A 21,916-nucleotide genomic window follows, 5' to 3' on the forward strand; every position below is an offset into this window, starting at 1 on the left:
AAAACGTGCGATTTTTCTCATTTTTCATTGCAAATACAAAAGGCAGGCACGCCCTATAAGACTGGGCTGTAAAAAGCTCAGTCTTTAAAATATTTTTAAAATTTTTATAAAAACCCCTTGACGAAATTTTAAAATAAGCTATAATACGCACCCATAGCAAACAAGCTAACCACTCATGCCAGTGTGGTGAAATTGGTAGACACGACGGATTCAAAATCCGTTGCCTAATAAGCGTGTCGGTTCGAGTCCGACCACTGGTACCAACTACAAACCCTTGATTTTTCAAGGGTTTTTTGTTTTTAAAAGTAAAATCATATCCCCAATCCTTTAATCCGCTATGTCATTTTCTATTTATCAATAAAAATCTTAGCAACTTAAAACCACAACCATTTTTTATCCTGTCTATTTGTGTTAAAATAAGTCATTTACCAAATCCAAAAGTGATGACTATGACACAAACATCAAAACAAGCATTAACCTTTCAACAAATTATCCTAACCCTACAAAACTACTGGGCAGAGCGTGGCTGTGTGGTCTTGCAACCTTATGACATGGAAATGGGGGCAGGGACGTTTCACACCGCCACATTTTTGCGTGCTTTAACGCCTGAAAAATGGAATGCTGCCTATGTTCAGCCGTCTCGTCGCCCAACCGATGGGCGTTATGGCGATAATCCTAACCGTTTGCAACACTATTACCAATTTCAAGTGGTCTTAAAGCCAAATCCTGCCAACATTCAAGAGCTGTATTTGGGTTCTTTGCAGGCCTTGGGCATTGATACGCTGACCCATGACGTGCGTTTTGTTGAGGATAACTGGGAGAGTCCAACGCTTGGGGCGTGGGGGCTTGGTTGGGAAGTGTGGCTAAACGGCATGGAAGTTACCCAGTTTACCTATTTTCAGCAGGTGGGTGGGATTGAGTGTTTTCCTGTAACGGGCGAGATTACTTATGGATTGGAACGCCTTGCCATGTATACCCAAGGCGTGGATAGCGTCTATGACCTTGTGTGGACGGACGGCGAGTTTGGGCGTGTGACTTATGGCGATGTGTTCCACCAAAACGAAGTGGAGCAATCTACCTATAATTTTGAACATGCAGATATTAGCAAACTTTTTGAATTATTTGACTTTTATGAGCATGAAGCCGACCGCTTGGTGGGTGTAAATCTGCCATTGCCTGCCTATGAGATGGTACTAAAAGCCAGCCATACTTTTAATCTATTGGACGCTCGTGGGGCAATTAGCGTTACCGAACGCCAACGCTTTATCTTGCGTGTGCGGACATTGGCTCGTAAAGTGGCGGAGAGTTATACCGTTGCACGAGCGAAATTGGGCTTTCCTTTGGCAGATGATGCCCATAAGCCAGAAGCGTTGGAAAAATGGTTGGTCAAAGAAGATTAAACCGATTGATTTTATAAAACAAAGATTAAGAATATTAAAGGTAAACAATGAGTACAATCCTATTTGAACTTGGCACCGAAGAGTTGCCCCCAAAATCTCTAAAAACTTTGCAAAATGCCCTATACAACCATGTCAAGACAGCATTGGGTGAGCAAAACATTGCTTTTGATGACATCAAGGCATACTCTGCTCCACGCCGTTTGGCACTACTCATCAAAGGCGTGGGCGACCATCAGCCCGACCGCACCGAAATCAAAAAAGGCCCAAATATCAAGGCAAGTTTTGATGCTGACGGGAATTTGTCTCGTGCAGGGCAGGGTTTTTTGCAAGGGCTTAACGCCAATGGTCTAAATCTTACAGCAGATGATTTAATCACCATCAGCGATAAAAAAGGTGAATACATCGCTTATGAGCTGACTATTAAGGGCAAAAAAGTTACCGACATGATGCCAAACCTTATCCAAAAGGCACTCGATGATTTGCCGATTGCCAAACGTATGCGTTCTGGGGTGAGCAAGGACGAGTTTGTCCGCCCTGTGCAATGGGTGGTACTCATGGCAGACGATACCGTAATTCCTGCACGCATTCAAGGGCATGACACAGGCAGGCAGTCTCGTGGTCATCGCTATCACGCCCCTGATTTTTTTGTGATTGACCATGCCGAGCATTATGAGAACCTACTTGCCGAGCGGTTTGTGGTGGCGGATTTTGCCAAACGCCAAGCGGACATTGTTGCCCAAGTCCAAAAACTCTCCGATGAAATCGGTGCGACTGCCATTGTCCCTGATGACTTACTTGACGAAGTTACCGCCCTTGTGGATTATCCTGTTGCCCTGCGAGCGAGCTTTCCCGAGCGGTTTTTGGCGGTTCCCCAAGAAGCCCTTATCAGCACCATGCAAGCCGACCAAAAATATTTTTGTCTCACGGACGACAATGGCAAGCTAAAACCCAACTTTATTTTTATTAGCAATATTGATAGCCTTGATAAATCTGCGGTAATTTTGGGTAATGAAAAAGTGGTACGCCCACGCCTGTCGGACGCTGAATTTTTCTTTTTGCAAGACCAAAAACGTCCGCTTGCTGACTTTGCCGAAACCCTAAAAACCCGAGTATTCCAAGACAAACTTGGCACAATTTGGGAAAAGGGCGAGCGTATCGCCAAACTGTCTGCCTTTATCAGCGAAAACTTGCGTCCGCACGGCTGGGACGTACCGACCGATGACGTGGTGCGAGCAGGGATTTTGGCGAAGGCGGATTTGGCGACCACATTGGTGGGCGAATTCCCCGAATTGCAAGGCATTGCAGGGACGTATTATGCCCATAAATCAGGCGAAAAAGCGGACGTGGCGAACGCTATTAGCGAACAATATCTGCCTAAATTTAGTGGCGATGAATTACCAAAAACGCCAATCGGTATCGCCCTTGCCTTGTCCGACCGTTTGGATACTTTGGTGGGGATTTTTGGGATTAACGAAGCTCCGACAGGCTCAAAAGACCCATTTAGCCTAAGACGAGCGAGCATTGGCATTTTGCGTATTTTGATTGAAAATAAATTGCCATTAAACCTAGCAAGCCTTGTCGGTGAAGCCATTAAAAATTATGGTAATAAAATCAATAACATGAGCGAAACTTTTAACGCTGTCATGGAATTTGTCGGTTCACGCTATCGTGCCATGTACACCGAGCAGGGCGTAGCGGTGGATACCATTCAAGCCGTGCAAGCGATAAATCCGCACATGCCCCTTGATTTTGATGAGCGTATCCGTGCCGTGCAGGCGTTTCGTGCGTTGCCACAGGCACAGGTGTTGGCAGAAAACAACAAACGTGTTGCCAATATCCTTGCCAAAGCCGACAACGTGGGCGATAGCATAGATGAGAGTCTTTTGACCGAGACGGCAGAAAAGGCGTTGTATCAGGCGATTTTGACTGCCAAAGAGACGGTAAAACCCTTGCAAGACAATGCCGATTATCAAGGGGTATTGACCGCCTTGACCGCCTTGGCAAGTCCATTGACCGACTTTTTTGATAATGTCATGGTAAATGCCGATGATGAGAATCTTAAAAACAACCGCCTAGCCTTGCTTGGGCAAGTGCGTACGCTGTTTTTGAGTGTGGCGGATATTGGAGTGCTTCAAGGTTGATAAAAAAGCCCTGCTGTTGTGGGGCTTTTGTTTGAGAATAAAAAGAGATGAAAACAACCCTAAATGAAAAGGTGATTGCTTTTTTAAAACAACATGCCAATCAAGCATTTACCGCCAGAGAAATTGCTTTGGCAATTACCAAGACGTATGCAAAAGATTTTATCGACAAACGACAAAAGTATCCAAATGAAAAAGCGTTTATCGCTCAAATGGTGGCAGAAATTGGTTCAAATCCTAAGCAATTATTAAATATGTCTAATAACATCAACATTCAAGACAAACCACGCCCAAGAATATTTTGGTATGCGTCTGATGTTGAAACGACAGATTTGGTCAGTGATAAATTACCAATCCAAGAGACGGATAACACCTTTAGAAAAGACATTCAAAAATCCAAAAATACATTGACCGAGCATGAGTTATACCCCAAACTGATAGAGTTTTTATCCACAGAATTTGGCTTGTATTGCCTAAGAATTGATGAGAAAACCTCTAAAAACAGTCATGGACAAAACGGCAATCAATGGCTACACCCTGATATAGTTGCCATGCAAGCTATTGATAAATCTTGGAAAAAAGCGGTGCAAGACTGCGTCAAAATCTCTGGGGCAAATGTGCGATTGTGGTCTTTTGAAGTGAAAAAGGAACTCAATAAATCCAACGTGCGAGCCAGCTTTTTTCAGGCAGTGAGCAATTCAAGTTGGGCAAACGAAGGTTATTTGGTCGCCAGTAGTATTGCTGAAAACGTGTCCGAAGAGTTGCGGATTTTGTCGGATTTGCATGGCATTGGCGTGATTGTGCTAAATTTAGACGACATTACAGAAAGCGAAATTGTGTTGCCTGCTAAACGTAAAACAAACATCGATTGGCAATCGGTCAATCGCATTGTTGCTGAAAATAGAGACTTTGAGCGTTATATCAAATATGTATCGGTATATTATCGTACAGGCGATATTTTTAAGGAAAATTGGAATAAATAAAAAATCCGCCCCATGACATCATCACGGGGCGGATTTAATTTAGTGCTTATTTTTGATTGATTTTGGTCATCGCTTTTTCGTAGAACTCATTGAATTTGTCTTTGGCGGTGTGGACAAATTCGCTGTCGGCTTGCTCGTCAATCATATCGCTGATTTTACCAAATAACTCTTTGGTTTTTGATTTTTGATAAACGGGCAGTCTTTGGCAAACTTCGCCAACTTTGGCACGCACTTCGCTAATAACCTTTTCATCACCTTTGGCGTCCAAAATATCGCACACCCAACCCGCTAGCTCCACGCACTCGGCTTCTTTAAAACCACGAGTGGTAACGGCAGGTGTACCAAGACGGATACCGCTTGTTACAAAAGGTGATTTGGGGTCGTTTGGCACGGAGTTTTTGTTTACGGTGATGTGAGCGTCCCCAAGCCATTTGTCCGCTTCTTTGCCTGTAATGCCTTGTTTGATAAGGCTGATTAGCATAAGGTGGTTTTCGGTACCGCCAGACACCACATCATAACCACGAGCGATAATCGTGTCCGCCATGGCTTTGGCGTTTTTGACGACTTGTTGTTGGTATTCTTTGTATTCATCGCTCATCGCTTCTTTAAAACATACCGCTTTGGCGGCAATGGCGTGCATTAAGGGGCCGCCTTGCGTACCGGGGAAGACGGCTGAGTTTAGTTTTTTCTCAATCTCTTCGTTGGCTTTGGCAAGGATAAGACCCGAGCGGGGGCCACGCAAGGTTTTGTGGGTGGTGGTGGTTGTTACGTCCGCAATCTGCACGGGGTTCGGGTACACGCCTGCCGCCACAAGCCCTGCCACGTGTGCCATATCCACCATAAGATACGCACCAACTTCATCGGCAATCTCACGAAACTTTTGCCAGTCCATAACTTGGCTATATGCCGAAAAGCCAGCGATAATCATCTTGGGCTTATGTTCACGGGCTAGGCGAGCCACTTCATCATAATCAATCAAGCCGTCATCGGTAATACCATAATGCACGGCATTATAAGTCTTGCCAGAGAACGACACGCTTGCCCCATGTGTCAAGTGTCCACCGTGGGCAAGGCTCATGCCAAGCACAGTATCGCCTGCTTCTAGTAGGGCAAGATAAACGGCGGCGTTGGCATTAGACCCTGAGTGTGGTTGTACGTTGGCATAGTCCGCCCCAAACAGCTCTTTGGCACGGTCAATGGCAATCTGCTCAATCACGTCTACGTGTTCACAACCGCCATAATAGCGTTTGTTGGGGTAGCCTTCGGCATATTTGTTGGTTAGGTTTGAGCCTTGGGCTGCCATGACGGCAGGCGAGCAGTAGTTTTCTGACGCAATCAGCTCAATATGGTCTTCTTGACGCTGCCCTTCGGCATCAATGGCGGTGGCAATCTCAGGGTCAATGGCGTGTAGGGAGATGTCTTTGAACATAAAAAATCCTTAGGTTGGAAAGATTAGAAATGAAATGGCATAAATAAACATGCTAAGTGTATCATATTTTGTCTAAAATGGCAGGGGTATTTTTTGGGGTAAGAACGATTGTTTTAACCTTTAAAAGAAAAAACAAAAAAATCAAGACAAATACCCCATAATATGATAGATTAACCTGTTTTTGATAATTATTTTTTTGAATAATTACTCTAAAATAAACATTATTTTATATCATTTCAATAATTCATGGGGAATGCGTATGCTAACCTTTATTGGGCTTGCGATTATCGTGATAATCGTGGCACTTCTTTTGACCGAAAAGGTCTCGCCTGTGATTGCGATGGTCATTGTGCCACTTATTGGGGTATTGGTGGCAGGCTTTGACTTAGGTCAGGTCAAGGATTTTTATACTGATGGCACACGTTCGGTGATTCAGATTGTCATCATGTTTATTTTTGCCATTTTGTTTTTTGGCATCATGAGTGATGTGGGGCTGTTTCGTCCGCTCATCAATGGTTTGGTTAAGCTCACTCGGGGTAACATCATTGCCGTGAGTGTCGGCACGGTGTTGGTGTCGGTGGTGGCACAGCTAGATGGAGCGGGGGCGACCACGTTTTTGCTTGTTGTACCTGCCTTGTTGCCTTTGTATAAAAAATTGCACATGAACCCTTATATGCTGTTTTTATTGCTGGCGGCCAGTGCCGGCGTGGTCAATATGCTCCCTTGGGGTGGCCCGACAGGACGAGTGGCAACGGTTCTAGAAATGGACGTAAACGAGCTGTATCAGCCCTTGTTTAGTGTGCAGGTCATTGCTTTGACGTATATTGTGGCGTTGGCGGTGTTTTTGGGTTTGCGTGAAAAAAGACGTATTACCAAAGAATTTGGCGTATTGCCTGATGTGGGCGAGCTTATCGCTCCTGCCCAAATGACGGACGAAGAGACACGCCTTGCCAAACCAAAGCTGTTTTGGGTCAATGTGGTGATATTTATCCTAGCGATGGCGGTGCTATTTTCGGGCAAATTGCCACCTGGTTATGTGTTTATGATTGCCACGTCGGTGGTGCTACTCATCAACTATCGCAATCCCAAAGAACAGCTTGAACGCATTAATGCTCATGCAGGCGGGGCGATTATGATGGCAAGCATCATCTTGGCGGCAGGGACGTTTTTGGGGATTTTAAAGGGAACGGGTATGCTTGATGCCATTGCCAATGATTTGGTCAAAATCCTGCCAAATGCCATGTTGCCATACCTACACATCATCATCGGTATGCTGGGCGTACCCTTGGAGCTGGTACTTAGCACGGACGCTTATTATTTTGGGCTGTTTCCTGTGGTGGAACAAATCACCAGCCAAGCTGGGGTCGCCCCGACATCGGCAGGCTACGCCATGCTTATCGGCAGTATCGTGGGGACGTTTGTTACGCCGCTATCGCCTGCGTTGTGGATGGGCTTAGGTCTTGCCAATTTGTCAATGGGTAAGCATATCCGCTATTCTTTCATGTGGATTTGGGGCTTGTCGGTGGCGATTTTGGCAAGTGCGATTGTCATTGGGGTCATTCCTTTGGCATAAGGCTAATATCAGCCAACAACAACCGCTCAATGTGATTTGGGCGGTTTTTATTGCAAATTTGTCTTTCCTGCCGAGAATTTTTATGAAAAATCCGTCAAAAACACTTCCTGCACCAACACCGCTCGCCCTTGCCAATCATAAACCGTATTTCGTCCCCAATGTTCATTATTATCAAAAAAGTAAGTGCGAGCATGGGGCAGATTTTTGTTGTGTTTAAACATGACATAGCCAATCGGCGTACGTTTTAAGTGGCGTAGGCGTTTGGCATTGCCGACTAGACTTGTCAAGGGAAATATGCTTTTGGCACGCACCCACGCCACGTCATCATCGCCAAACAGCTCTACTTCACGCACCCACGCAAGGGTAGGGCGGTGGACAGGCAGTCCTAAGAGTTTTTTGGTGGTGAAATCAATTAACTGATGACCTTCATGTATCACGTTTACACGCAAGGCTTGCCCTGCTCGCTGTTCTAATAAGGCGGTCAGCGAGCCGTGAGAGTAGAGATAAGGGGTTAGGGTGGTGGGTGGCGTAGGCATGATAAATTTTTGTGAAATTTGGCAAATTTTAGCACAAAATGACCAATGTAGGGGCGAGATGGGGCGATTTTTGAGATGTTTTGTTACAATTTGGCAGATTTTTCAAAAAATTTTTAGAAAAAATCAAACATCATCATCAAGACAATTTATACATCCCATTTTGAGAAAATCGCCCCACTTTTCAAAGGGTTATCACATCGCTTGTCTTAATTATCATCAATTTTTATAATGAAAAAACCAACATCATTTTTTTAAAAAATAGTCATAATTTAAGCAGGCTATTGGATAAATGCCAAACTTTTGGGTATGCTAGGCACATGAAAAACAAACGAGCAATACAGATGGTTTTGCATTGCTTTTTTCATAAGTTGGCAGTTTTGTCATTCACGGTCCTAGACCCATGAACCTATAAGGAAAATTCTCATGACTTACCAATCCGCCCTAGAACACGTTCGTAACGTTAAAGCCAAATTAGGTGGCACTTGGGACGCTATCCGCCCAGAAGATGCCGCTCGCATGATTGTCCAAAACCGCTTCAAAACAGGTCTTGACATCGCCAAATACACCGCAAGCATTATGCGTAAAGACATGGCGGAATATGACGCTGACAACACCAAATACACCCAATCATTAGGTTGCTGGCATGGATTTATCGCCCAACAAAAAATGATTGCCAACAAAAAATACTTCGGCACAACGAGCAAACGCTACATCTACCTATCAGGCTGGATGGTTGCAGCCCTTCGCTCTGAGTTTGGTCCACTACCTGACCAATCTATGCACGAAAAAACTGCTGTGCCAAAGCTGATTGAAGAGATTTACACGTTCTTACGCCAAGCAGATGCCAAAGAGCTAAACGACTTGTTCCGTGCCTTACAAAAAGCCGAGCAAGCAGGCGACACCGCTAAGGTAAAAGAGCTAGAAAATCAAATTGACAACTTTGAAACCCACGTTGTGCCAATCATCGCTGACATTGATGCAGGTTTTGGTAACGAAGAAGCCACTTACCTACTTACCAAGCAAATGATTGAAGCGGGTGCGTGTGCCATTCAAATTGAAAACCAAGTCTCAGATGCCAAGCAGTGCGGACACCAAGCAGGTAAAGTTACCGTACCACACGAAGACTTTTTGGCAAAAATCAACGCCGTGCGTTATGCGTTCTTGGAGCTTGGCGTGGACGAGGGCGTGATTGTTGCCCGTACCGACTCAGAAGGTGCTGACCTTACCCAAAAAATCCCTGTCAGCCGTGAACCAGGCGACCTAGCGAGCAAATACATCAGCTACCTAGAAACCACCGAAATTGACATCTCAGAAGCTAAGGAAGACGAAATCCTTATCAAGCGTAACGGCAAGCTACACCGCCCAACTCGCCTAGCGTCTGGCTTGTATCAGTTCCGTGAGGGTACACAGCACGACCGTGTGGTACTAGACTGCGTAACTTCGCTCCAAAACGGTGCGGACATGATTTGGATTGAGACCCCAACCCCAGACGTGGCAGGCATTGCAAGTTTTGTGAATGACATCAAAAAGCAAGTGCCAGATGCTAAACTTGTGTACAACAACTCTCCGTCATTTAACTGGACAATCAACTTCCGCCAACAAGCCTATGACCGCTGGGTTGCCGAGGGCAAAGACGTATCAGGCTATGACCGTGCCAAGCTAATGGACGCTCAATATGACGACAGCGAGCTTGCCCGTGATGCGGACGAAAAAATCCGTACCTTCCAAGCAGATGCTGCCCGTGAAGCAGGTGTGTTCCACCACCTAATCACGCTACCGACTTACCACACCGCCGCTCTATCTACTCACGAGCTGGCAAAAGGCTACTTCGGTGATGAGGGTATGCTTGCCTATGTGGCTGGCGTTCAGCGTAAAGAAATCCGTGGCGGTATCGCTTGTGTGAAACACCAAGCCATGGCAGGTTCTGACATTGGCGATGACCACAAAGAGATTTTCTCTGGTGAGAACGCTCTTAAAGCAGGTGATGCGAGTAAAAACACCATGAACCAATTTGGCGGTTGAGACCTACTCGGCTAAACGCTACTGCTTCGTCAAACTCGCTCGTAGTACTACTTGTACAACTTCGCTCGTTTTTCTCGCATTAGCATTTATCCGCTTGGTCTGTCAAATGAATAAAAAACGGTGTTTTGCTGTTAAGGTAGAACACCGTTTTTGTTTAAATTATCCGTTCGGTGCGGATTTGTAGGGGCAAATTGCAATTTGCCCTATTATCCAAATTTCATCATTATTTTATTTTAAGGACAAAATTATGGCTACCCAACGCATTACCAAAGGCTCGCTTGCCATTGACAAAATTTTATTTGACTTTATTGAAAATGAAGCCCTGCCTGTCGCCAAACTTGACAGCGACACTTATTGGAAAAATTTTGAGCAGGTTGTGCTTGACTTGACCCCAAAAAACAAAGCCTTGCTTGCTCGCCGTGATGAACTGCAAGCCAAGATTGACGATTGGCACAAAAACAACGCCTATGAATTGTCATCTTACAAAAATTTCTTAACCGAAATCGGCTATCTTGAACCCGAAGTTGCTGATTTTGAGATTAGTACCCAAAACGTGGACGATGAGATTGCCACCATTGCAGGAGCTCAATTGGTCGTGCCTGTGCGTAACGCCCGCTATGCCCTAAACGCAGGTAACGCCCGTTGGGGTTCGCTGTATGATGCGTTGTACGGTTTTGACGTGATTCCTGAGACAGACGGAGCTGAAAAAGGCAAAGGTTATAACCCTGTGCGTGGGGCGAAGGTTGTGGCATTTGCCAAGAATTTTCTTGATGAAACATTCCCCCTAGCGGACGGCTCGCACGCTGATGTAACGTCTTACACCATAAAAGACGGTAAATTATCTGCCAAAATTGACGATAAAGTAACCACTTTAACCGAAAATAAAGTAGTCGGCTACAATGGTACGCCTGACAATCCTAGAGAAATTATCCTAAAAAACAACGGCTTACACGTCATTATCCAAATTGACCCAGAAAGCCCAATCGGCAAAGACGACAAAGCAGGGGTCAAAGACGTGGTGCTAGAATCTGCCGTTACCACCATTCAAGACCTAGAAGACTCTGTGGCGGCGGTAGATGCCGAAGAAAAAGTAGAAGGCTATCGCAACTGGCTTGGGCTAATGAAAGGCAATTTGTCCGAAACCTTAGAAAAAAATGGCAAAACCATTACCCGTACCCTAAACGCTGACCGCACTTATACTGACTTAAATGGCAATGCTAAGACCCTGCACGGGCGTTCGGTCATGCTACTTCGTAACGTGGGGCATTTGATGACAAACCCTGCTATCCTAGTGGGTGGCGAAGAGATTTTTGAAGGGATTATGGACGCACTTATCACGCCCATGCTCTCTGCCGTTGACATTCGTGGCGAGAATACCTTGCGTAACTCTCGCACAGGCTCGATGTATATCGTCAAGCCAAAAATGCACGGCTCGGACGAAGTGGCGTTTGCCGTTGAGCTGTTCTCTCGTGCCGAAGAAGCCATTGGCTTGCCCAAAAATAGCCTAAAAATGGGCATCATGGACGAAGAGCGTAGAACTTCTGCCAACCTTAAAAACTGCATCGCCCAAGCCCGTGAGCGGACGATTTTTATTAACACCGGCTTTATGGACAGAACGGGCGATGAGATTCACACCGCCATGCACGCAGGGGCGTTTGTGCGTAAGGGCGAGATTAAGGGGCAGGCGTGGTTTGGGGCGTATGAAGAGCGTAACGTCTCAATCGGTCTAAAAGCAGGACTGCGTGGCAAAGCCCAAATCGGCAAAGGCATGTGGCCTAAGCCTGATGAGCTTGCCGATATGTATCGCACCAAGATTGAGCACCCCCAAGCAGGGGCAAACTGTGCATGGGTACCGTCTCCAAGCGGTGCGGTGATTCACGCCATTCATTATCACAAATGCAATGTCATGAACCGTCAAGAAGAGCTTGCACGCCTTGCCACGCCTAGCCTTGATGACCTTTTGACCATTCCGCTTGCCACCGACACAAACTGGACAGCAGACGAAAAACGCCGTGAACTTGAAAACAACTGCCAAGGCATTTTGGGCTATGTGGTGCGTTGGGTTGATTTGGGCGTGGGTTGCTCCAAAGTGCCTGATATCAACAACGTGGGGCTAATGGAAGACCGTGCCACCTTGCGTATCTCATCTCAGCACGTCGCCAACTGGCTCGCTCACGGTGTCGTAACTGCCGATGAAGTGTGGGACACCCTAAAACGCATGGCAAAAGTCGTGGACGAACAAAACGCATCTGACCCTGCCTATCGTCCAATGTCGGCTGATTTTGATAATAACATTGCCTTTCACGCTGCCGCCGACCTTATCTTTAAGGGGGCGACCGAGCCGTCTGGCTATACCGAGCCACTGCTACACAAGGCAAGATTAAAGCTAAAAGGGTATCAGGGCGACTGATAAACCGCCCTATGGCTAAACAAAAACCCCAAATTAGTTTGGGGTTTTTGGGTTTTTTGGTAAATGATAGTTGCCACAGACAGTAGGGTGCGTAGTACGCACCAATAAGATTTTTCACTTAAAAGGTGCGTGGTACGCACCCTACCACTAAAATAATATCAACTTATAACATTTAATACTTTTAGATCTCTTTGTAACTGATCAAAGCACTCTTCATTGAGTAGAGATAACAAATCATCAAGATTATGCTGAGAAATAATCTCATTGATTTTTCTCAAAAAATAATTGCTGGCATCTGGGTGCCAACTAGAACACAAAGACAACATACCTGTATAGTGTATCAACAGCTCTAGCGGATGACGCTCCAAAATTGTAAAATCATAATCTACCATATAGATGATTTCTAAATGATTCTTTTCTTCGGGGCGAAAATCTCTACAGAATCCCATATAGACATAAAGCAAACAATCTAAAACCTCATAATAGGCATTGCTTAAATCGTTCATATTTGGTCTCACTTTTGGTTTGATTGTTGTCAGCAACTTTGATGTTAATTCTAGAAATGGGTTTATAACTAAATAGGTTTTTACTTTCTATGAGATTATTCACTTTCTTCATAAAGCATATCTAAAAACTCATCAAAGCTGTTGGCGATAGGAAAAACAATGTTTTTGTCTTGACCGTATTGATTGATAAAGGTGTCTTCGTGTCTCATTAGACGAACAGGAGGGTTGTTTGTGCTTAAATCTGGACGGTAATCAAAACAAATACTATCTCCATAAGCAGTAACACCAAATAGCACAAGATTTTCGTATGAATAAGAATCACCACACCATTGAAAGTCCGCCATGTTTTCAGAAAAATCATCACCAAAGCTTAAAAAATATATATCAGTTGAACTTATTAAACCATCTAAATTTATAAAATCAAACCTATTATTATAAAGCCTTAAGCCATTATGTTTTGATATTAGCTCAACATAAGAATTTGGAAGGGTAATATTATACTCTTTCTCAAAATCTCTAATTAATTGAATATCTGCTTGACCATTGTCATCAATAATTTTTAATTGTTTCATGATTTATCTACTTTCACTTAAAGAGCCTTCGGCAGTATGTTTTACATTCTAGATATTTATGGGATTATTCACTTTCTTCATAAAGCATATCTAAAAACTCATCAAAACTGTTAGCAACTGGAAAAATAACCATCTTTTCTTGACCGTGTTCATCAGTAAAAGTGTCTTCGCAATCAACCAAGCAAACAGGAGGATTGTTTGAGCTTAAGTCTTGTCGGTAATCAAAACAAATGCGGTCTCCCAAGGCATTAATACCAAATGGAATAATGTTTTCGTGCTCATAAGGATCTCCACTCCACTGATAATCAACTATTTTATCATACCAAGCATCGCCAAAGATTAAAAAATATATCTCTGTTGAATCAATAGTGCCTTCTATATCTACAAACTCAAACCTATTATTATAAAGCCTTAGACCATTATGCCTTGAGATTAACTCAACGTAAGGTGTTGGAAGGGTAATATTGTACTCTTCTTCAAAATCCCTAATTAATTGAATGTCCGTTTGACCGTTGTCATCAAGAATTTTTAACTGTTTCATTGTTTATCTACCTTCACTTAAAGCACCTTCGCCAATATGTTTTACGGCATCGTTATGTATTTTTGATGGAACTAGTTCCGTAGGGTGCATACCACGCACCTTTTAAATAAAAAAGCACATTAGTGTGTCATACGTATTACTATCTAGTTAAATCATGGTTTTATTAGGTTTGTCAAAAACCCAAATCACAACCTTGCCAACCACAAATTCACCCCAAACCCAATAAATAAACACCCCACGCCAAACATCGCCAAAGTCATGATAATCGGGCGAGAGCCAAAGACATCGGCAAGTTTTTTGCCACTAAATACCAAAAGGAGCAAATACAAAAAGCTGACAAGTTGCAAAATCACCGCCAGCACAAAAAACGTCAAAAACGGCTTGTCATAAGTTGGGCTGACAAATTGCACAAAAAACGACAAGAAAAACAAAATCGCCTTGGGATTGGTAAGGCTTAATGATAGCGAGCGGTAAAAATGGTTTTGGTTTTGGACTTTGGGCGGATTAAAACTTTTACCCACAATGGCGTGGCGGTTTTTGAAGGTGTGATACGCCCCAACGATAAGCCGTGTCCCAAGATACGCCAAATAGCACCCACCGATGAGCTTGATGACATCAAAGACCGCAGGGTAGAGTTTGAGTAGCGTCCCCGCCCCAAAGACGGTTGCCAGTATGAGTATCGTATCGCCCACCAAAATCCCCGACATCGCCCCCATGCCCGCTCGCCTGCCTTGACTTGCCGACACCGATAGGCAGTATAGGCTGTTTGGACCGGGTAGGGTGATGATGATAATTACGCCAACAAGGTAAGTGGCTAGGTCTGTGATGCCGAACATGAAATTACACTCAAAAAAATGGGGGTGATGAGATTTGATTATATTGGGATTGGGGGTACTTGCCATTGTCAACATGTTATTGAAAACTAATAAAAACCCGATGATTTATTCCGTTTTTTAACAGATGTTTTCATTGTAAACGCCAAAGATAAGCACACCCTAATCAATCGGTAAATGACGGCGTCGCTTTTCTTGTTTGATTGCATCCCAAAGTGTTTGCCATTGCTGTTGTGCGTCGGGGTGGTTCACGTTAATGGGCTGGATGTTCGGTAAACGTGTTTGAATGGTGTAATCACGCAATTTTTCTGTGGGGTTATTACGCAAACGCCACTTGCCGATGTAATCGCCCGTTTTTAAATTCACACTGTCTTGACCTGCACCGTCATTTGCCGCGTTGCCCAAAGCCCAAAAATCGTAGCCTATGTATTGCATTTTGCCATTGGCGGGATTGTGGGCGTAGTGGTAACGGCTGCCGTGTCGCATTGCGCTACACGATACGATAAAACCCACACGCGCATTGTTTAAATGGGGCGGTTCATCGCAAACATTGTGTTCTGTGATGACTTTGTTTTGGCTGGATAATTTGATGTGCAACACGTCATCTTGCAGCCAAACGCGGTCGGGTTTGCCGTCGCCGTCCAAGTCTTTGCTGATGGACTGTTCTGTGGCGTGGGCGTGGTGGCTCAACAGTGCCAATAAGCCGATAAGTGCATATTTTTTCATGATGTTTTCCTGTTTATGCTGTCTGAGAATTGATTATTTCTGTATGTGTTTGCAGGTTGCCGGCAAATTATTTGCAAACCATCTCTGAAACAGTTTTGCCATGCCATGTTACCGTTACCCGACCTTTGATGTACTCTGATTCGGCGACATCACGCACTTCATATTGCCAGCCGTTTGGACGCGTAAACGTGTAAACCGAATGCAAATACCGCCCTGTGCCGTCTATGCGGACATCGCCATTTTGCAAAAACAAATCAGGCGTTGCACGCGATTTTGACCATGCGGTGTAGTGGTAGTCGTTGTCATGGTTGCTCACGGCGATGTTGATTTTGTCGCTGCGGCAGACGAATACGTCTTTGCTTTGGTGCTTGCCGCAAAAACGGTATTTTTGTTTGAATGCGGTTAATTGCTTGCCGTTTAAGGTGAATGTATCGGTGGGCGTGGACTGAATGATTTTGTCATCGTCATTGTCATCTACTTCTTCGCAACGCCATTTGGCACGCAGTTGCTGTGGTGTGGCGGTAAACACTTTGTCCAGCGTGCAGCTAGCACGGTATTGCGAGATTTTGTCTTGCTTGATGCTCCACCAGCGTGTGGTTTCGCCGTTTTGGTATTCTTCGCAGCTTTCGCCTGCTTCCACCCATTTGCCCTGAAACACAGCAGGGATTTCGTTTTTCGGAGCTGCCTGAATGCGGGTGGCAGTGAACAATAAAGCCAATAAAATCAATGGTTTTTTCATGATTAAATCTCTCCAAGATGGGTGTTTATGCTCAACCGTTTTAAAAAGTCAGTCATCCGTAGATTTGGTATAATCCACCAATTTTAAATTTAAACTTACCCATCTGCAAATCCTAAACCTTATAATTCGTCGGGTCTTTCTCGTCTTGCTTACCAACATCATCAAAAAACGCCCCAAGCACATTATCCCGAGCGGTATTATAATGGGCAAATGCTTGACAAGTGGTAGATAAGTCGCCTTGCCAAGCAGGTATCACACTTTTCATTTTGCCAAAGCGGTTTGGCACGTCAGGCATGGTTTTGGCGAACTCTACCGCACGCAGGGCATCATCACGGCTGTTGCACACCAGTGCCATGTCGCACCCAGCTTCTATGGCGGATTTGACCCGAGCGGTGACGTCCCCTGCCACGTGGGCGGCTTTCATGGATAAATCGTCCGAGAACAGCACACCGTCATAACCCATTTTATCCCGTAAAATCTCTTGGAGCCATACTTTTGAAAAGCCTGCTGGCTTGTCATCAATTTGACTAAAAATGACGTGGGCAGGCATGAGAGCGGATAGTTTGGCAAGGTTGTTTTTAAAAGTGATTAAATCACACCCCCAAATCTCATCTAGCGAACGGTCATCTACCGCATCGGAGACGTGCGAGTCAGGGGCGATAGAGCCATGACCGGGGAAGTGCTTGCCTGTGGCTTTCATGCCGGCGTTATTCATACCATCTATAAAGCGTGATGACAGGGCGGTAACGACTTGGGGGTCGGCATGAAACGCACGGTCGCCAATGACAAGGCTACACCCATTGATGTCCATCACAGGGGCAAAGCTGATATCCACGCCCACCGCCAAGACTTCACACGCCATCAGATAGCCTGTATCATAGGCAAGCGATAGGGCAAGCTGTTGGTTATTATCATAAATCTCGCCCAGTCGCCCCATCGCAGGCAAGGGCGTAAAACCGTCCCTAAATCGTGCCACTCGTCCGCCTTCTTGGTCAGCACTGATGATGAGATTGGGATTGACCGCTCTCATGCTGTCGGTCAAAGCTCGCACTTGGGTAGGGTCTTGTACGTTGCGTTTAAATAAAATCACCCCACCCAATGCGTCATTTGCCAAAAATGCCTTATCGTCATCGGTGAGCGTCAAGCCGTCCACGTCCGCCATGATGATACCAGTTGCCATAAATCGCCCCATAAGAAGTTAAAAGGCTTATTATGCCATGAAACGGCAAAAACGCCACAAAATCTGTGTAACTTTTCCCAAAAAACATCACAAAATAAAGACACACAAGTAATAAAGATATGTTATGATAAGTCATTTTTAATTTGTCAGTTGTGACAACCGTGTTTGGAAGTACTATGATGTCAAAAAAACAACTTTTTTTATCAGGGGTGGCAACAGTCATCGCAGGCGGTTTGTTTGCCCAAAGTTATGTGGGCGTGGCGATGGCACAGGACAAAGTCGGGTTTGAGCCGACTGCTGAACAAAAAGTCACCACCCGTCAAGTGTCATTATTATTGGATAAAGCCCATTATCTAGAACAGCCCCTAAATCAGCAAATGGGGGCGAAGATTTTGACCATGTATTATGACCAGCTTGACCCATCACGCACGCTGTTTTTGCAGTCGGACATCGATGAGTTAAATGCCAAATATGCCGATAATTTTGCCGAACGCCTAAAACGTGGCGACTTGTCGGCAGGGATTGAAGTGTTTGAGCGTTATCGCACACGTTCCAATGAGTATTATGATTTTGCCAAAGAGTTTTTAAAAACCGATGTCAATCTAAACACCGACAAAACCATCGTGCTAGACCGTGAAGAAGCCCCACGTTTTAAGAGTGTTGATGAGCAGCGAGAGTTTTGGCAAACGCAGACCACCTATGCACTCATTGGGCTAACACTTGGTCAAGAAGATGATAAAGCAAAGGACAAGGCATTTTTGGACAATCCTGAGTTGGCTCGGGGTCAGGATTTGGTGCGTGGCGATGAGCGTACGCCCACCGAGATTTTGCTAAACCGCCTAAACCGTCAGCAAGAACAGCTTGCCCGCCTAAAAAATGATGAAATCATGGAAACGATTTTAAATGCGGCGACCTTGACCTACGACCCACACAGCAACTATTTTGCTCCTGTGCAAGCCAATGAAATGCAAATCCAGTCAAATTTGCAATTAGAAGGCATTGGCGTATCCATTCGCCCTGACCGCAAAAACCCTGATTATATCCGTATCGTAAGCCTAGTCGATGGCGGGCCTGCCCAAAAAACAGGACAAGTCCAAGCCAATGACTTGATTTTGGGGGTTGCCCAAGATGGCGAGAGCATGGTGGATACGGTTGGATTTAGCACCCGTGAGATAGTGGCACTCATTCGGGGGGCGAAGGGTACGTCTGTTACCATTCGTGTCAAACAGCCCAACACGCCTGACAGTTCGGCTCGTACAGTTACCATCGTGCGTGACGTCATCAAACAAGAAGAGTCAGGGGTACATCACCGTGTGATTGAAGTGCCTTATGATGGTGGCATCAAGCGTGTGGGCGTGTTAGAGATTCCCAGTTTTTATCTTAACTTTGCCGCACGTCGTAGTGGGGCAGGGGCGGACGAGTATCGTTCGGTGAGCCTAGACACCGAAAAAGCCATCAAGGCGTTAAATGAGCAAAACATTGATGGCATGGTGGTGGATTTACGCAATAACCCCGGTGGTTCGCTCGATGAAGTCGCCAAAATGCTGGGACTGTTTATCAAAGAAGGGCCTTTGGTGCAAATCCGTGATAACAAAGGCAATGTGCAGGTATTTGCCGATAAAGACGGTGGCAAACAGCTCTATGCAGGCGAGATGGCAGTGCTTATCAATCTAGGCTCGGCATCAGCATCAGAGATTTTCTCGGCAGCGATTCAGGATTATGGGCGTGGACTGGTGGTGGGCAGTACAACCACGGGTAAAGGCTCGGCACAGGTGCAGCGTGATGATTTGGCACTCGGGTCGATGACGCTCACACAGCGTAAATTTTATCGTATCACGGGCGGTAGCACCCAAAACAAGGGCGTGGTGCCTGATGTGCCACTGGTGAACATCTATGAAGGCATTGAATTTGGTGAGCGTGAGTACAAAAACCCCTTGGAGTGGGACACCATCAAAACCACGCCATTCATGGCACATGGCAAATACTCCAAGGATTTGATGGCATCGCTCATCGCATCATCAAAGGCACGCCAAGAGAGTAATCCACAGTTCAAATACCTAACGGCATTGAACGACATCCGTGCCATGGATGATGATAAAAAACCTGCCGATGTGGACATTGACAAACGCCGTGCCAAGCGTGACCTTATCGAGCAAAAAACCTTGGCTGCCGAAAACGCCCGTCGTCAAGCCACAGGCGAGACCCCATTTACCGACTGGTCGACGTATCAGGCGAGTATGGATGCCCTAGCCGAAGAGCGTAGCTTGATGAAAGAAAACGAACGCCCACAATTGCCCGAGAGTGAAGCGTTTGTCATCGAAGCGGCGACCTTGATGTTTGAAGCCAAAGACAAAAAGACATTGGTGGAGTAATGCAAGAATAAAAGCAAGCAAGGGTAGAATAAAGCATGGCGGATTTGTCATGCTTTTTTACTAAATTTTATCGTTATCCCCTAGGATTTTTATCAAAACTTGGTTATAATAAAAAAGATTTTGACCGATAAAACGGCAAAATTATGAACTTATTCATCCATTTATTTTAAGGAAATATCATGGCTATTGAACGCACACTTTCTATCGTAAAACCAGACGCAGTGGGTGCCAACCACATCGGCGAGATTTTCTCTCGCTTTGAAAAAAATGGTCTAAAAATCATCGCTACTAAGATGAAGCATCTATCAAAAGAAGAAGCTGAAGGTTTTTATGCTGAGCATAAAGAGCGTGGTTTTTTTGCTGACCTAGTGGCATTCATGACGTCAGGTCCTGTGGTGGTGTCTGTCCTAGAAGGCGAAAATGCGGTACTTGCTCACCGTGACATCCTAGGTGCGACCAACCCAAAAGAAGCAGCCGCTGGCACCATCCGTGCTGACTTTGCCACCAGCATTGATGAGAACGCCGCTCACGGTTCTGACAGCACCACATCTGCTGAGCGTGAGATTGCTTATTTCTTTGCTGATAACGAAGTTTGCCCACGCACTCGTTAATTTTGCCAAGCAAAAACTGTTAAGCAAAAACTGTTCGGCAAAACTGCTAAGCAAATAAAAACCGAGCCATGATAAATGGTTCGGTTTTTTGATAAAACAAAAATTAGGGCGTGCCTACCTTTGGTATTTGCAATGAAAAATGAGAAAAATCGCACGTTTTTCAAGGAAAAGTCCGCAGTTGATATTGAAATATCAACAAGGATTTTGACTTCGAGCCACAATCCGACCACTTAAACTGGGTAAATTTAAGAATTATACTTAACTTTTTAAATTAAGTGGTCGGATAGCCATTTTTCATGCAAAAATTAATTTAAAGTGTTAAGCTTTTACCTTATTTTATAAAATGTTATCAATGGTAGGCATGCCCTAGTCAAAGACCACGGTTTTATTACCATCTAGGATGATACGGTCTTCTAGGTGCCATTTGACCGCACGAGCGAGTACTTCACGCTCAATGTCTCGCCCAAGCTCTCGTAGCTCTGCCACATCAAAGGCATGACTGACACGCTCCACGCCTTGCTCGATGATAGGGCCTTCATCAAGCTCGCTTGTCACATAGTGAGCGGTCGCCCCGATGAGCTTCACCCCTTTATCAAAGGCTTGTTTGTAAGGGTTTGCCCCCACAAAGGCAGGTAAAAATGAGTGATGAATGTTGATGACTTTGCTCTCCCACTTATCGACAAAACTTGGCGTAAGAATCTGCATATAGCGAGCCAGTACCAGTAAATCATTGCCCTGCATGACTTCATTGATTTTGTCGTAGGCTTCGTCTTTGTTGTCTTTATTAACAGGAATATGCACAAAAGGAATGCCAAAGCTCTCAACATCGGCACGCAACTCTTCGTGATTGGAGACGACTTTGGTAATCTGACAAGGCAATGCTCCACGGCTATAACGCCACAAAAGTTCTAACAAGGCGTGGTCTTCTTTGGACACCAAAATCCCCACTTTTTTGACATCAAAACTACAAGACAACCGCCAACTCATTTGGTATTTGTCAGCGACATTTTTGGCAAAGGTGTCAAGCAAGGTCTGTTTTTTGTCCGCCAAATCTTCTACATGAAATTCTACTCGCATAAAATATTTACCACCATAGGCTTCGGTCGTGTGTTGGTCAAGCGAGATGATGTTTGCCCCGTGATGATACAAAAAGCCAGACACCGCTTGGACAATGCCTGCTTGGTCGGCACAAGTTACCAAAAGTCGTGCAATGTTTTGATTCATGGTCTTACTCTGTTTTCATTAAAAAAGTGCTAATTTTACCACCATATGAGTCCGATGGGGAAATTTTTTGATAAAAGATGTTGTTTTGGATTTTAAAATGGGGTGTGTTGATTTTTCTAAA

Annotated in this window: 19 protein-coding genes and 1 tRNA gene; 9 read left to right on the plus strand and 11 right to left on the minus strand. The window is 44.9% G+C overall.

What is annotated here, in order from left to right:
* Positions 1-177 precede the first annotated feature (177 nt).
* From IM753_RS01970 to IM753_RS01985, 4 genes are all read left to right on the plus strand, one after another.
* Positions 178-263 (plus strand) — tRNA-Leu (locus IM753_RS01970).
* Between the two features lie 186 nt (positions 264-449).
* Positions 450-1,400, plus strand: a complete 951-nt coding sequence (glyQ, locus tag IM753_RS01975) for a glycine--tRNA ligase subunit alpha (protein ID WP_065256260.1) — start codon at positions 450-452, stop codon at positions 1,398-1,400.
* Between the two features lie 47 nt (positions 1,401-1,447).
* Complete coding sequence (glyS, locus tag IM753_RS01980; protein ID WP_194108544.1) at positions 1,448-3,541, plus strand: glycine--tRNA ligase subunit beta; 2,094 nt, start codon at positions 1,448-1,450, stop codon at positions 3,539-3,541.
* 47 nt (positions 3,542-3,588) lie between these two features.
* Positions 3,589-4,521 carry a COG2958 family protein gene (locus tag IM753_RS01985; protein ID WP_194108545.1) on the plus strand — a complete coding sequence of 311 codons (933 nt, stop codon included), beginning with the start codon at positions 3,589-3,591 and terminating at the stop codon, positions 4,519-4,521.
* A gap of 46 nt (positions 4,522-4,567) precedes the next feature.
* Here IM753_RS01985 and glyA read toward each other — a convergent pair whose 3' ends face one another.
* A complete protein-coding gene (gene glyA, locus IM753_RS01990; protein ID WP_065256263.1) occupies positions 4,568-5,950 on the minus strand; it encodes a serine hydroxymethyltransferase in 1,383 nt (460 codons plus the stop codon).
* 259 nt (positions 5,951-6,209) lie between these two features.
* Between glyA and IM753_RS01995 the strand changes: the two genes are divergently transcribed.
* Positions 6,210-7,523: a CitMHS family transporter gene (locus tag IM753_RS01995; RefSeq protein WP_065256264.1), complete on the plus strand. Its 1,314-nt coding sequence runs from the start codon at positions 6,210-6,212 to the stop codon at positions 7,521-7,523.
* 80 nt (positions 7,524-7,603) lie between these two features.
* On the opposite strand, the gene IM753_RS02000 is transcribed toward IM753_RS01995, so the two are convergent.
* On the minus strand, positions 7,604-8,059 hold the full coding sequence (locus IM753_RS02000) for a chorismate lyase (RefSeq protein ID WP_065256265.1): 456 nt from the start codon (positions 8,057-8,059) through the stop codon (positions 7,604-7,606).
* Positions 8,060-8,482: 423 nt separating this feature from the next.
* Between IM753_RS02000 and IM753_RS02005 the strand changes: the two genes are divergently transcribed.
* Positions 8,483-10,081, plus strand: coding sequence for an isocitrate lyase (locus IM753_RS02005; RefSeq protein WP_065256266.1), 1,599 nt, complete (start codon positions 8,483-8,485; stop codon positions 10,079-10,081).
* A gap of 247 nt (positions 10,082-10,328) precedes the next feature.
* Positions 10,329-12,491, plus strand: coding sequence for a malate synthase G (locus tag IM753_RS02010; protein WP_065256267.1), 2,163 nt, complete (start codon positions 10,329-10,331; stop codon positions 12,489-12,491).
* A 158-nt stretch (positions 12,492-12,649) separates the two neighbouring features.
* Here the strand turns inward: IM753_RS02010 and IM753_RS02015 are convergent, their stop codons facing one another.
* The 8 genes from IM753_RS02015 to IM753_RS02050 form a co-directional block, all read right to left on the minus strand.
* The gene (locus IM753_RS02015) at positions 12,650-12,997 is read right to left on the minus strand and encodes a hypothetical protein (RefSeq protein WP_065256268.1); all 348 of its coding nucleotides are present in this window, start codon (positions 12,995-12,997) and stop codon (positions 12,650-12,652) included.
* 95 nt (positions 12,998-13,092) lie between these two features.
* Positions 13,093-13,569, minus strand: coding sequence for an SMI1/KNR4 family protein (locus IM753_RS02020; RefSeq protein WP_065256269.1), 477 nt, complete (start codon positions 13,567-13,569; stop codon positions 13,093-13,095).
* A 64-nt stretch (positions 13,570-13,633) separates the two neighbouring features.
* Positions 13,634-14,110: an SMI1/KNR4 family protein gene (locus tag IM753_RS02025; RefSeq protein ID WP_065256270.1), complete on the minus strand. Its 477-nt coding sequence runs from the start codon at positions 14,108-14,110 to the stop codon at positions 13,634-13,636.
* A gap of 185 nt (positions 14,111-14,295) precedes the next feature.
* The gene (leuE, locus tag IM753_RS02030) at positions 14,296-14,946 is read right to left on the minus strand and encodes a leucine efflux protein LeuE (RefSeq protein ID WP_065256278.1); all 651 of its coding nucleotides are present in this window, start codon (positions 14,944-14,946) and stop codon (positions 14,296-14,298) included.
* A gap of 159 nt (positions 14,947-15,105) precedes the next feature.
* Entirely contained in the window at positions 15,106-15,669 is a 564-nt protein-coding gene (locus IM753_RS02035) for a hypothetical protein (protein WP_065256271.1), read from the minus strand.
* 67 nt (positions 15,670-15,736) lie between these two features.
* A complete protein-coding gene (locus tag IM753_RS02040) occupies positions 15,737-16,408 on the minus strand; it encodes a hypothetical protein (protein WP_065256272.1) in 672 nt (223 codons plus the stop codon).
* A 112-nt stretch (positions 16,409-16,520) separates the two neighbouring features.
* The gene (gene nagZ, locus IM753_RS02045) at positions 16,521-17,588 is read right to left on the minus strand and encodes a beta-N-acetylhexosaminidase (protein ID WP_065256273.1); all 1,068 of its coding nucleotides are present in this window, start codon (positions 17,586-17,588) and stop codon (positions 16,521-16,523) included.
* Positions 17,536-17,676, minus strand: coding sequence for a hypothetical protein (locus IM753_RS02050; protein WP_194092896.1), 141 nt, complete (start codon positions 17,674-17,676; stop codon positions 17,536-17,538). The genes nagZ and IM753_RS02050 overlap by 53 nt, the downstream gene beginning before the upstream one ends.
* A gap of 91 nt (positions 17,677-17,767) precedes the next feature.
* Here IM753_RS02050 and IM753_RS02055 point away from each other — a divergent pair, with 91 nt between their 5' ends.
* Positions 17,768-19,960: a carboxy terminal-processing peptidase gene (locus IM753_RS02055; RefSeq protein WP_194108546.1), complete on the plus strand. Its 2,193-nt coding sequence runs from the start codon at positions 17,768-17,770 to the stop codon at positions 19,958-19,960.
* Positions 19,961-20,139: 179 nt separating this feature from the next.
* Entirely contained in the window at positions 20,140-20,571 is a 432-nt protein-coding gene (ndk, locus tag IM753_RS02060) for a nucleoside-diphosphate kinase (RefSeq protein WP_079326667.1), read from the plus strand.
* Positions 20,572-20,937: 366 nt separating this feature from the next.
* Here ndk and purU read toward each other — a convergent pair whose 3' ends face one another.
* Positions 20,938-21,795, minus strand: coding sequence for a formyltetrahydrofolate deformylase (purU, locus tag IM753_RS02065; protein ID WP_194108547.1), 858 nt, complete (start codon positions 21,793-21,795; stop codon positions 20,938-20,940).
* Between the last annotated feature and the right edge of the window lie 121 nt (positions 21,796-21,916).

The organism is Moraxella sp. K127 (genome assembly GCF_015223095.1).
Lineage (GTDB): Bacteria > Pseudomonadota > Gammaproteobacteria > Pseudomonadales > Moraxellaceae > Moraxella.